At 46.5% G+C, this 12,565-nt stretch carries 16 protein-coding genes; 12 read left to right on the top strand and 4 right to left on the bottom strand.

The window, feature by feature from the left end:
• Positions 1–3: 3 nt before the first annotated feature.
• Positions 4–642: an ATP-binding cassette domain-containing protein gene (locus AC3B4V_RS03650; RefSeq protein ID WP_488377794.1), complete on the top strand. Its 639-nt coding sequence runs from the start codon at positions 4–6 to the stop codon at positions 640–642.
• A 51-nt stretch (positions 643–693) separates the two neighbouring features.
• Here the strand turns inward: AC3B4V_RS03650 and AC3B4V_RS03655 are convergent, their stop codons facing one another.
• From AC3B4V_RS03655 to AC3B4V_RS03665, 3 genes are all read right to left on the bottom strand, one after another.
• Complete coding sequence (locus AC3B4V_RS03655; protein ID WP_488377795.1) at positions 694–1,599, bottom strand: TerC family protein; 906 nt, start codon at positions 1,597–1,599, stop codon at positions 694–696.
• 218 nt (positions 1,600–1,817) lie between these two features.
• Positions 1,818–2,768: a TIGR03571 family LLM class oxidoreductase gene (locus tag AC3B4V_RS03660; protein WP_488377796.1), complete on the bottom strand. Its 951-nt coding sequence runs from the start codon at positions 2,766–2,768 to the stop codon at positions 1,818–1,820.
• 11 nt (positions 2,769–2,779) lie between these two features.
• Positions 2,780–3,982: an MFS transporter gene (locus AC3B4V_RS03665; RefSeq protein WP_149427237.1), complete on the bottom strand. Its 1,203-nt coding sequence runs from the start codon at positions 3,980–3,982 to the stop codon at positions 2,780–2,782.
• 311 nt (positions 3,983–4,293) lie between these two features.
• Here AC3B4V_RS03665 and AC3B4V_RS03670 point away from each other — a divergent pair, with 311 nt between their 5' ends.
• The 9 genes from AC3B4V_RS03670 (at position 4,294) to AC3B4V_RS03710 (ending at position 10,498) form a co-directional block, all read left to right on the top strand.
• The gene (locus AC3B4V_RS03670; RefSeq protein ID WP_064299991.1) at positions 4,294–4,623 is read left to right on the top strand and encodes a winged helix-turn-helix transcriptional regulator; all 330 of its coding nucleotides are present in this window, start codon (positions 4,294–4,296) and stop codon (positions 4,621–4,623) included.
• A 386-nt stretch (positions 4,624–5,009) separates the two neighbouring features.
• Positions 5,010–5,228: a hypothetical protein gene (locus AC3B4V_RS03675; protein WP_035408256.1), complete on the top strand. Its 219-nt coding sequence runs from the start codon at positions 5,010–5,012 to the stop codon at positions 5,226–5,228.
• Between the two features lie 55 nt (positions 5,229–5,283).
• Positions 5,284–6,012 carry an ATP-binding cassette domain-containing protein gene (locus tag AC3B4V_RS03680; RefSeq protein ID WP_488377797.1) on the top strand — a complete coding sequence of 243 codons (729 nt, stop codon included), beginning with the start codon at positions 5,284–5,286 and terminating at the stop codon, positions 6,010–6,012.
• Entirely contained in the window at positions 5,948–7,333 is a 1,386-nt protein-coding gene (locus AC3B4V_RS03685) for a hypothetical protein (protein WP_488377798.1), read from the top strand. Before AC3B4V_RS03680 ends, AC3B4V_RS03685 begins: the two co-directional genes overlap by 65 nt.
• Positions 7,330–7,605 carry a hypothetical protein gene (locus AC3B4V_RS03690; protein WP_488377799.1) on the top strand — a complete coding sequence of 92 codons (276 nt, stop codon included), beginning with the start codon at positions 7,330–7,332 and terminating at the stop codon, positions 7,603–7,605. The genes AC3B4V_RS03685 and AC3B4V_RS03690 overlap by 4 nt, the downstream gene beginning before the upstream one ends.
• 28 nt (positions 7,606–7,633) lie before the next feature.
• Complete coding sequence (locus tag AC3B4V_RS03695; RefSeq protein ID WP_488377800.1) at positions 7,634–7,981, top strand: metalloprotease family protein; 348 nt, start codon at positions 7,634–7,636, stop codon at positions 7,979–7,981.
• 117 nt (positions 7,982–8,098) lie between these two features.
• A complete protein-coding gene (locus AC3B4V_RS03700; RefSeq protein WP_488377801.1) occupies positions 8,099–8,833 on the top strand; it encodes an IclR family transcriptional regulator in 735 nt (244 codons plus the stop codon).
• 13 nt (positions 8,834–8,846) lie between these two features.
• Positions 8,847–10,019 (top strand): MFS transporter, encoded by a 1,173-nt coding sequence (locus tag AC3B4V_RS03705; RefSeq protein WP_064299985.1) that lies wholly within the window; start codon positions 8,847–8,849, stop codon positions 10,017–10,019.
• Positions 10,020–10,033: 14 nt separating this feature from the next.
• Complete coding sequence (locus AC3B4V_RS03710) at positions 10,034–10,498, top strand: heme-binding protein (protein WP_488377802.1); 465 nt, start codon at positions 10,034–10,036, stop codon at positions 10,496–10,498.
• Positions 10,499–10,913: 415 nt separating this feature from the next.
• Here AC3B4V_RS03710 and AC3B4V_RS03715 read toward each other — a convergent pair whose 3' ends face one another.
• On the bottom strand, positions 10,914–11,213 hold the full coding sequence (locus AC3B4V_RS03715; protein ID WP_481265539.1) for a hypothetical protein: 300 nt from the start codon (positions 11,211–11,213) through the stop codon (positions 10,914–10,916).
• A gap of 188 nt (positions 11,214–11,401) precedes the next feature.
• Between AC3B4V_RS03715 and AC3B4V_RS03720 the strand changes: the two genes are divergently transcribed.
• On the top strand, positions 11,402–12,319 hold the full coding sequence (locus AC3B4V_RS03720; RefSeq protein WP_488377803.1) for an NAD(P)-dependent alcohol dehydrogenase: 918 nt from the start codon (positions 11,402–11,404) through the stop codon (positions 12,317–12,319).
• A gap of 91 nt (positions 12,320–12,410) precedes the next feature.
• The gene (locus tag AC3B4V_RS03725) at positions 12,411–12,560 is read left to right on the top strand and encodes a hypothetical protein (RefSeq protein ID WP_488377804.1); all 150 of its coding nucleotides are present in this window, start codon (positions 12,411–12,413) and stop codon (positions 12,558–12,560) included.
• Positions 12,561–12,565: the final 5 nt, after the last annotated feature.

Genomic DNA, 12,565 nt, shown 5'->3' on the forward strand with positions numbered 1-12,565 from the left:
ATCATGGAAATGATCAAGCTCGAGCAGGTCACGAAAGGGTATCAAGGCAATCCGTTATTCGCAGACGTCGATTTGACGATTCTAAAAGGAGACATCGTCGGCATTACGGGACCGAATGGTTCAGGAAAGTCGGTCTTATTCAAGATGATTTGCGGCTTCATCCATCCGGACGCGGGAACGATCACCGTCCGGAATGAACAGCTTGGTCCGACACGACGCTTTCCGGAAAACGTCGGCGTCATCATTGATCGACCGGGTTATATCGCTCATAAATCAGGGTTTGAGAACTTAAAGCAACTCGCAGCGATCCGAAAAGTAATCACAGATGCCGACATCGAACAAGCGATGCGGACCGTCGGCTTACAGCCAGGCAATCGTCAGAAGGTCAAACAATATTCACTCGGAATGAAACAAAAGCTCGCAATCGCACAAGCCATCATGGAACAGCAGGACATCTTGATTTTGGATGAGGCATTCAATGCACTCGATCATGATAGTGTCTTGCGTCTGCGGGAGCTCTTGTTGTCGTTCAAAAAAGACGGCAAGACGATCGTCTTGACGAGTCACAATCAACAGGACATCGACGCACTGTGCGACTCCGTCTACCGCATCAATCAAGGTCGGCTCGAACAGGTCGGCTAACACAAACAGGGAGTGGATCAACGGATCCACTCCCTGTTGTATTACGGTTAATTATTTTCCTGGCTTCGTTTTATAGAAGCTATAGAAGACGCTGATCAAGATGACGAGGACGATCGTACCGAGCGACATCCAGATTGGCATTTTGTAGACATCACCGAGAATCATCTTCGCTCCGATGAAGACGAGCATGAAGCTGAGACCGTGTTTCAAGTAATAGAAACGATCGATCAAGTTCGCGAGGACGAAGTAGAGACTACGGAGTCCAAGGATCGCCATGATGTTCGCATAGAAGATGATGAACGGATCACGCGAGTACGCGAAGCTTGCTGCGACGGAATCGACGGCGAAGACGATATCCGAGATCTCGATGAAGATGAGCGCGATCAAGAGTGGCGTGAAGAACAGTTTCCCATCAATTCGTTTTGCGAACTTACCAGACGAGATGTCTTGTGTGATCGGTAAACGTTTCTCTAACCAACGAATCGTTTTGTTCTCTTCGAGCGACGTCTCTTGACCGATGTTCTTGTACATCATCCAACCAGTGTAGACGAGGAACGCTCCGAAGATGTAGTAGACCCAAGCGAAGTTCTCAAGCAACGAAACACCAGCGACGATGAAGATGACGCGGAAGAAGATTGCACCAAGAATACCCCAGAATAAGACTTTGTGCTGGTACTTCAATGGAATCGCGAAGTATGCGAAGACGAGTGAGAAGACGAAGACGTTATCAATCGCGAGAGCCTTCTCGATGAAATAAACGCTCGTATATTCGATCGCAGCGGAACTTCCTTGATCGAAGTAGAGCCAGCCACCGAAGGCGACGGCGATTGCGATCCAGACGAACGTCCACGTCCAGGCCTCCCGAAGCGAAACTTCATGTGCCTTACGATGGAAGACTCCAAGGTCAAGGGCGAGCATGATGAAAACGATGGCTAGAAAAGCAATGAGTAGTGTCAACAGCGCTTCCTCCTTTAAGGTAATTGTTGTCTTGAATTTATTATAAGGTCATAAGAACTCAAAAGTAAAGAGATAAATGTTCGGAATGTGCAATTGGTCAAAAAACAATCCCCGAAAGTGGACGAATGTATTCGACGTGATGTGCAAAGAAACGACATAAAACCCAGTTCCGAAAAGGGACTGGGTTTCATGCATATTACTTTTAATTATATAAGTCATCATGATAAGGGAGGGAAATGCGGTACGACGTACGTTCCGAGTTCATCGATGACGTCTTCTGCTGATCGCTCACCGTCGAATAGCGCGAAGAATAAATGATTGACGCCAAGCTCGCGGTACAATTCCAGCAACTCGATCAGTCGATTGCGTCCGATCCGAAAACCGAGTCGAATCGGTGTCGCTTCCTCGTTCGGATCCGCGGATAAATCAAGATGAATCGGCATCGAAAACGGGCGAAACGTTGTGTTACCGGCTGCTTGACTCGCGGCACGCCATTGCTCGATGGCACGTGCTTGTTCGAACGGTCCTTGCGGATAATACATCCAGCCGTCGCCGTTTTTTGCGAGCCAGTTCATATCCTGCTGTGCGAAACCCGTGATCATCGTCGGGATGTTTTTCTTTGGTCGTGGCACGAGTGTCGCACCACGAACTTCTCCATACGTCGAATCAATTTGCGGATAATCTTCATATAAAGCTTGCTCCATCACTTGCAGTGCTTCCTTGAACTGAGCACCACGGCTCGGATGATTGACACCGAGTCCATGGAAGTCGGCTTGCCGGTCACCGGACGAAACACCGAGAATCAAACGTTCCGGGAACAAGGCATCAATCGTCGCGACTTCCTTCGCAGAGCGTAACGGATGACGGAGTGGCAGGACGAGTGCTGACGTTCCGAGGGCGATTTGTTTCGTTTGGCTGAGGAGATGCGTCCCGTATATCAGCATGTCATGAATCTGTCCGACAGCCGGATCAAGAAAATAAGGATCCTTCAATAAGACGTCGCGTAGCCAGAGTGTCGTAAAACCATAGTTCTCTGCTTTTTGTGCGAGCTCGACTTGATTGGCAAGCGTCGGCGTTCGCATCTTGAAATTCTCGAGCGGGACGTGGAGACCGAGCGTGAGCTCGCCCTCCCGGTACATCCGCTGATAACTTGCATGATCGTTAAACATAGTAGTCCTCCTTATTGATGTTCGAGACGACGCGAGACACCTGTCAAGATGACGGCAAGAATGACCATGATACCGCCGACCCATGGCGTGTGGACGAGACCGATCGTATCGGTCACGAGACCACCAATCGTTGCTCCGAGTGCGATGCCGATGTTAAAGGCTGCGATATTCAAGGCAGATGCAACATCGACTGCTGCTGGGACATATTTTTCAGCCAACTGGACGATATAGAGCTGGAGTCCAGGGACGTTCATGAACGCAAGGAGTCCCATTAAGATGATACCGATGATACCGGCAACCTTGAACGGAATCATGAACGAGAGGGCGATCATGACGATGGCATGGATAATGAACATATAGAACAACGCTTTAATCGGATTACCGTTCGCAAGTTTTCCGCCGACCGTGTTTCCGATCGCAACCGCGATTCCGTAGACAAGCAGAATGATACTTATTAAGCTCGGACTGATTTTCGTGACGTCCTGCATGATTGGTGTCAAGTACGTAAAGGCGACGAACGTTCCACCGTAACCGAGGGCAGTGATTAAGAAGCCGAGCATCAAGCGTCCGTTCGTCAACAATTTGAACATGTCGGAGAACTTAGCAGGTGGTGATTGTTTCAAGTCTTTTGGAATCAAGAAGAAGCTTGCGATGATCGCAATGATACCGAGTGCAGCAACCGCGAAGAACGTCGCGCGCCAGCCGAATGACTGACCGATGAATGTCCCGAGTGGAACACCTGTGACCGTTGCGACTGTCAGACCTGTGAACATCAAGGCGATGGCACTGGCTTTTTTATGCTCCGGTACGAGCTGGACGGCAATCGTCGCACCGATTGAGAAGAAGACACCGTGCGAGAAAGCAGTGATGAAACGAGCAGCGATCAACAATTCAAACGTCGGTGAAATCGCGGAAACGAGGTTACCAGCAATGAAGACGACCATCAATGCCATCAGTAACGTTTTCCGATTCATTCGGTTCGTTAGTGCCGTCAGGATGGGTGCACCGACGGCGACACCGATCGCGTAACCAGAAATGATGAGACCAGCGAGTGTGATGCCGATATTTAAGTCACCAGCGATCGCTGCGAGCAGTCCGACGGGAACGAATTCCGTCGTACCGATACCAAAAGCGCTGATTGCTAAGGCAAGTAGGGCAAGTCCGCCGTTTCTTGGGACCTGTTCCTCCTGGATCCGTGAGTTTAATTGATTCATAGGGATTCCTCCTAAAAATGATTTCAGTAAGGATCGTGTTCAGTGGGCCCGACCGAACATGATCCGATTGACATGAACCCAGCATAACCAAGGTGTTTCATTTCGGGAAGTACGTACTTTAAAGTGCGATAGGCACTAAAAAGTACCCTACTCCTTCATTTAGATGCAAGGTCTAAAAGGAGGTTGTACTTTCCGTTGACAATTGCTATCATATAGCCAGCTAATCTGCTTGGGAAGTACGCACTTTCAAGTACGATAGGCACTAAAAAGTACCTATGCCCTTAACGGAATCACGAAAGGATGGAACATATATGCCATACAATATCCCGGTCGAAGCAACACTTGAAGTCATCGGCGGAAAGTGGAAGGTCGTCATCATGTGTCATTTGATCAAAGGCGAGCGTCGGACGAGTGAGCTCCGCAAGCTAATGCCGACGATTACGCAAAAAATGCTGACGCAACAATTGCGCGAGTTAGAAGAAGACGGCGTCATCATCCGGACGGTCTTTGAACAAGTCCCACCGAAAGTCATCTACTCGTTATCCGAGTACGGCTGGTCGCTGAAGCCGATTCTTGACGCGATGTGCGCGTGGGGAGAAGGGCATATTGATTTGACGGGTGGAGAGGTCATTTCATCTTAATAGCAAGAAAAAAGGTTCGGCAACATTGTCGAACCTTTTTTTTGCGTTCAAATCGTCTGGAAAAAAATAAGCTATAAAGTAAACGAGCATGAGAAAAATCTTGCATTATATTTACTCTATAAACTGTGAAAAATCCTTAAATTTTTTAGGATATTTTCATCAGTTATCGATAAAACAAGTCAATAAAGTACTAGAATTGAGAAATCCCTTGATAAGAAAGTCATGAATACTACATGATTGATTTGAGTCTATAGGACGGGTTCCTGATTTTGGAATATTTGTTACGATCAAGTGGAAGAAAGTTTTAATTTTCTCTTTAAAGAACTAATGCCATGTTTCATCAGAGTGAATGACTTTCTATCTTGACAGAGAAAGGAGGAGTTCGGATGTCTGCTATGTTCGTGTCGTATCAATTGTCTTTAGAAGAAAAATTCTTCAACATGATCGAAAACAAATGGTTCTGGATGGTTTTCGCTCTTGTCATTTTAGTAGGAGTATTCGCATATGCGTTCTATTGCACGAGCCGAGGCTACAGCTTTAATGGTAACGTAAAATTAAACTGGCCAAAGTTCTGGCAAATGGGAATTGGCTGTAAAGCCTCGTAACGTACTTAACCGGCGGGGGCTCCTTGAGCTCCCGCTTCTTTCAGGAGGTACAGATATGATTGAAATCGAGAGTTTGACAAAATCGTTTAAAAAGAATCGCGTTATCGATGCGTTATCAGCATCGTTTTCTTCGACGGGGGTATCCGTCATAGTTGGGACGAATGGAAGCGGAAAAACGACTTTATTGAACATGTTGACGAATCTGTTAGAAGCAGACGGTGGTAGCATTCAAATTGACGGTATTTCACCTGGTAGTCAAGCGTACAAGTCTAAATTTTTCTATCTTCCTTCTGACTTTTATTTACCAGGTTACATGACAGGAAAGGAATATGTCCAGTTCGTTTTAAGTCGATATGAGACGAGCGAAGAGGAGAAAGCTTCTCTTTTGATCGAATTGCTCGACTTAGCGGACGGTCAACATAAAACCATTGAGTCGTATTCTTTTGGTATGAAGAAAAAAATTCAAATTGTCGCAGCGGTTGCTGCCAATACGGACTATATAATTGCTGATGAAATATTTGGAGGACTTGATTTTGATACATCCTTGCTTGTCCAGGAGCTGTTTGCAGCAGTCGGTACGACGAAAAAAGTGATCATCGTCTCACATGAGCGCAATACAATTGATCGTTTCCCAGAGGACGTACGACTCATGAGACAAGGAACTCTTGTCCGATTTGAAGGAACTCCAGAGGATTTGACGGATGTCATAAAACAGGAGGATGTCTTACGTGAAAAACTCGACATCGTCAGCAAACATTTTATGTCTAATGAAATTCTTCTTTAATGATACGTTTCACGGACTCTTTAATCGTCCCTTTTTTAAAAGTCGTGTGAATCGATACGGATTAGCTGTCCTTCTTATTTGTATCTATCTCGGATACTTTTATCTAAATATGGTGCAGCTCTCCTCATTATCAACTAATGCGGTAGAAGCAGATGAGACAACTCGTTTGCTCGCCGGGAAGATGACACTCAGTAGTTATTTTAATGTCGTCTTCATTTTAGGTACGTTCATGTTTATTTTGATCAATGCAACGGTCTCGTTGAATCGGAACTCTTTATTTTTTGCCAAGACACTTCCGTTCTCTGAAAGAGAGGTCAATATCAGTCAACGATTATTTAAACTTTGCGTTGCCCTTGTATTCTTTGAGTTGCTGATGATCATCGTTGCGCCTGCGCTGAAGTTGATACCGATGCAGTGGGGAACGGCACTCCTTGTCTTGCTTACACTCCACACAGTGTTCATCGCTAGTTTTTGGTTATTAGATTGTCTTCATGCGGCGGTATTACACCGATTTTCTGGCATACAGCGTAGTGTATGTAGCTTTGTTCTTGATTTGCTATTGATCGGAGCGGTGACTTTCCATTTGATGAAAACGCGATTTCAGGTAGATCTCTGGGTCAGTACATTATCGTATTCCATTTTGACCATAACGCTACTGGTGTTGCTGACTAGTCTTGCCGTTGGCGGAATCGCCTATCTCCTCCATGCGATTTTCTTTGCTCGAAATCATTTGTATGTCCGTCAAAATTACTTCAAGTTGGGATTGCCTGCGTTCAATATCGGGTTGGCAACGACGATGCCTGCCATCATCCGCAGTAAGAACTTTCTTTATTTTTGGGCACTCCTTGCCGTGATGTCTGTCGGAGCTTGGTATCAAGTCGGTTGGGAAGGGACTTTTCAACTCTGGTTGTTCTTGTTCCCGGTGCTTGGAGTGGTAACGATTACATACGCGGACGCAACGTTAGCTGTTCGGAAGGTATATGGATTATACAGAATCCATCCCTTGATGGAACTAGCGTCACTGTTTGGTGTCGCAATCATCTTGATGGCACCGGCACTCTATATCGGAATTGTTGAGACGAATAGTTTGAATCCCTACATGTACGGAATCAATATCTTTTTCGCAGCGACGATTGCAGGATTTTTATTTCCAAAATCTCAAAGTAATATCAACGAGACGATTGCTTCTGTGTTGACAATCATCTTAATCGTATTGCTATCTGTGCTCGTCAGCATCGATGGGGCATTATATCCTGCTTTAACAGTCTTGCTTAGTGTTTTGTATCTCATCCTAAAGAAAGAATACGAGGTGGCGAAATGAAAATCACGAAGTTAATTGGTGTTGGTACGGTTTTATGGGCAATCATTTTTCTAGTGGATTATATCTACGAGTTGTTTCAAATCAACGAAACGAGTGTCGTGACGACGGTGACAGGATTAAAAATTACTACGGTGATGACAAAAGAAGAATTAAATACACACTTTGCGTTGACACTTCAGGCGCTCATTCTTTATGTAGTCTTCATTGTCTTGTTCACACTGTTTGGCCTCTTCTTACAGAAGCGCCGAACGTTAGCACGTCATGACGCTTGAGACACTTTTGCACCTGACTAGCTACATCATGTTAATCGGAATCGTTGTCGCAATTCATGAGATGCTTCATACAATAATGGCTTGGATATTTCGACGGCGACCGACCATTACCTTCGACCGTTTTTTAACACCTGTAATCCGTTATGAAAACAATCAGAATGATTGGCAAAATCTCATCATCGCGTTATCGGCTCCGGCTGTATTGTTCGGAATAGGCTGGATCATACCGGTGGATGGTGGGGCATGGGTTGTCATAAAAATCTTATGTTTAGCTAATATACTGAATTTCTTTCCCATCACGACGGATGGTCAGATGATTTTTTTATCTTGTTTACGCCTCATTCAAAAACATCGAAAACGAAGAGATGCCGTCTAAAGGAGGGCATCTCTTTTTTTTATACAGAACCTACCGGGTTTCATATAATGAAACAAACTCAACTTTTTTTGAATCCAATTGTTGAGCTCCTTAAGATGAATGACATGAGGTGATGACATGCAATACGAAGTAACGACATTAAAGAAAGGATTACAGCTATTAGACGCACTTCGTGCGAACGGTCCGATGTCACTGACGCAACTCGTCGAGCAGACTGGCTGGAGCAAGGCAACGGTTTTTCGCTTGTTATCGACGCTAGAAGGGATGACGTACGTCACGAAGTCACATAAAACGTATACAATCACCGAGCTCGCTGGACGACCGACGCCACGACTGGGAACGATCGAGAACTGGAATATGGTTCCTCCGCTCCATGAATTGAGTCAAGAACTCGGCGAGACGGTCTACGTCGCGATCTTACAAGGAACGGAAGTCATCAATACGCAAGTCGTAGACGGAAAGTATACGAACCGGAGCCATACTCAAGTCGGGGACCGGTTCTTCGTCCATCAAAGTGCGCTCGGGAAAGTCATATTGGCATTTCTCGAAGCAAATCGTCTGCAGGAAATTCTGAGTCGGCTTGAACTAGCAGCACGGACGGAGCGAACGTTCGTCGATCGCCAGTTGTTGCTGTACCATTTACGAGATATCCGCGAAAAAGGGGTCGCAATCGATGACGAAGAAGCTGATTCTGGCATTCGATGCCTCGCTGTCCCCATCTTAAAAGAGGGCAACGTCGTCGCAGCGCTAGCCATCTCAGGCCCGGCGGACCGTTTGACGAAAAAGCGAGACGTCCAGTTCAGTAAAGTATTGCAACGTTACAGTCAAAAAATCACCTCCTTCATTCAATAAAAGGAGGATCATCATGAATCGACAGATGTATCAAGCGCTGATCGCACTAGCAATCAGTGCATTCGCGATCGGGACGACCGAGTTCGTCATCGTCGGTCTTCTGCCGACGGTCGCTATTGATTTAGACATTACCTTGACGAAAGCCGGTACACTGATTTCCGGTTATGCACTCGCACTTGCGATTGGAACGCCCATCCTAGCTGCGATCCTCAGCCGAGTCAATCGTAAAAAATTGTTGATTGGTCTGATGCTTATCTTTACGGTGGGGAACGCAGCCGCGTTATTCGTCAGTTCTTATGAAGCGGTATTGATGTCTCGCATCGTTACGGCCATCGCACACGGATTGTTCTTTGCGTTTGCAACGATCGTCGCAACTTCGGTCGTTCCAACTACGAAGCAAGGGACAGCCGTATCCATCATGTTCACCGGACTGACGGTTGCGACGGTACTCGGTGTACCGATGGGAACGTATATCGGACAACATGTCGGATGGCGCGCGACATTCGGTGTCGTCGCTTTACTCGGAATCGCCGGTTTGCTTGCGATCGTTCGCTATGTCCCACGAATGACGGAAGAAAACGTGCAGCAAACGACGGTCAAAGATATCGTCGCACTTTTGAAGAACGGTCCGATTTTACTTGGACTCGCGATGACGGTGTTCGGTTTCGGTGCGACATTCGTCTTGTTCACGTACCTCTCACCGATTTTGACACGAATCAGTGGATACAGTGATCAGGCTATCACCTGGATCTTACTCGTGTACGGTGTGTTCGTCGCCATTGGCAACATGATTGGCGGTAAACTAGCAGACCGTCATCCGGTCCGTTCTTTGCGTTGGGTGTTCCTCGCGCAAGCACTAGTGTTGCTCATGCAAATGCTATTATTGCCAAGTTGGATCGGATCCTTGGTTGGAATCGCGCTTCTTGGATTGATTGCCTTCATGATGTCGGCAGGCGCACAAACGCACATCGTCGGACTCGCGGATCGTTTTGTCCCATCGGCTAAAGGAATGGCGTCCGCCCTCAATATTTCGGGATTCAACATCGGCATCGCACTCGGTTCAACGCTTGGTAGCCTTGTTCTAGCGAACGGTGAGTATTTAGATACGGCATGGGTCGGAGCTCTGATGGCATTGATCGCTACAATCCTTGCCGTCATCAGTAGTAGACAACAGACTAAACACTAAAAGGAGTAAATAACATGACGACAGAAATATTGAATACAGAGGAGAAAGACTTAGTACTCGAGCGCTTTACGCATCAAGATGCGTTTGAATTAGGATTGATAATCGTGGCGTTGGCGAAAGAAAATGACGTCAACGTAGCCGTTCATATCGAAAAAAACCGTATCCCGCTATTTACGCATTTGATGGACGGAACGACCGAAGAGAACTATCAGTGGTTATTCCGCAAGAAGCGAGTCGTCGATCACTATCAGAAGAGCTCCGCTTTCATCGATGCACGATTCAAGGAATCTGGCGGAACACATGCTGAGCACTCGTTACTCGCAGCAGAAACGTTTCAGGCGGTCGGTGGTTCAATTCCACTTCGCGTGACAAATGCAGGAGTGATCGGTACGTTGACGGTCGCTGGTTTGACGGGAGAACTGGATCATCTCTATGCGGTCGAAGGTGTCCGCCGGTATATAAACAAACACGATGGATGAACAGCGAGAACGGATGACTCCTAGACGGGAGGTCATCCGTTTTTCTTGCACGAAGATCAGTCGGTCTCAAACCGGACCGCGTCAGCCGCAGTCGAAGAATGACTGGCGGTTGTCATCAAAGCCGAAGTCGCTGAGTAGATAGAACGAGGATGATTTTTCAGTACATAATGTCATAATCGTGTCTCTCTAGAAGAACGTATTAAAAACCGTGCGATTCTTTTCGTTTAAGATACCAGAGAAGTCCGAGGGTAATGAAAAACCCAATCGCACCTATGATTCCGATGAACAGGAAACCAATGAGATCATTACCGATATTCTTTTGAAAAAAATAGGATGAACCAAAAATCGCAGTGGTAATCATGAAAATATTGCGTAGATGGCGAAGTACTTGGACTATCATGGATAACCCTCTTTCTTAGTTTTTCGTTCGACGGATCTCGGTCGCGACAATCGAGTCCTTTGCAAACGTCACTTGAATCGTATCACCCGTCTGAATGGCAGCCGTGTTATCCGTTTTGCCATAGACGATCGTGTCCGTTGTGACGCGAATTTCTGTTAATGCATACTGCTCGTCCGGATGTTGTTCACTCGGAGCAACAAATAACGTATCCCCTGTAATTTTCTCGACGATTCGTGCATCGTTCTCGTGTGTACAGGCACCAAGCGGCATACTAAGGAATAAAATAAAAGCGAAAAGCCAACGACGTGTCGGCATGAACCAGGCACCTGCTTTCGTCAGTTAATAGGGTTAGATGAAATCGTATTATTATATAAATTTTACCAGTTGTGATACTGATTGATGCGAATTTAAAAAACTTTCTTACTCCAAAATAACAGGAATTCAGATCGAAATCAGCGTATGATTAAGGGAATACTATCATCTCGATATGAGGAGGCATTACGATGAAGGCAGCCATCTGTACCCGCTACGGATCCCCGGACGTCTTGCACATCACAGAGGTACCACACCCGGTTCCAAAATCAAACGATCTACTGATTAAAGTACATGCATCTGCTGTCCATTCCGGAGATCGTCGCATGCGTTCGCTCGATGTTCCGCTGTTAGGGAAACTTCCAATGCGTCTAGCTGTCGGCTTTAAGCGACCGCGACAACCGATCCTTGGTGTCGTTCTTGCCGGTGAAGTCGTCGAAGTCGGTCAGGACGTCAAGCAGTTTCAAGTCGGAGACCGTGTCCATGCCTTGACGGGATTTGGCTTCGGTGGATACGCCGAATATGCGTGCGTGTCTGAGAAACGTTGCATTGCAAAAATGCCGCAGCACGCATCGTACACGGAAGCGGTCTGTCTCCCGTTCGGTGGTACGACGTCGCTTCATTTCTTCCGGAAACTCCAAATCGATCAGATGAAGACAATCTTGATTTACGGTGCGTCGGGCGCTGTCGGGACGGCTGCCGTTCAGATCGCCAAAGCAAAAGGGCTGCAGGTGACGGCTATCTGTAGTGGACGAAACACGGAGCGGGTCAAAGCGCTCGGTGCCGATCACGTCATCGATTATACAAAGGACGGTTACGATGGATTGTTGCTGAAGTACGATGCCGTCTTCGATGCATCCGGAAAGATCAATAAGACGCAAGCGAAACGACACGTCAAACAAAACGGTGCCTTTGCATCTGTCGCGGGACAAGGTGTGGCGAAAGAACGGAAAGAGGATCTACACTATTTAAATGAACTGTTTGAAGCGGGACGATTCAAAGCCGTCATCGACCATATCTATTCCCTTGATGAGATCGTCGAAGCGCATCGTTATGTCGATACCGGGCAAAAGTTCGGTAACGTCGTCGTGTTAATAGCAAACGAATGATTCATCGAACCACCTGGGTCAGGTGGTTTTTTGTGTTTATCCAATATATGTTAAAATGAAATAGTCTATTTTAAGGATGGGGGATATAGCGATGATGAAACAGATTCATGCGTTTGAGACAAAAACGGACTATGACAAATATGAAGCGGTCACGCATCGCTTTCAAGCACGGTTAGACGAGTATCAAACGATCTTACAAGAGGAGTATCAACTGATCGACGTGCCGAAAGGAATCGTTTGAACGTC

The sequence above is a fragment of the Exiguobacterium sp. E17S genome, assembly GCF_057772545.1.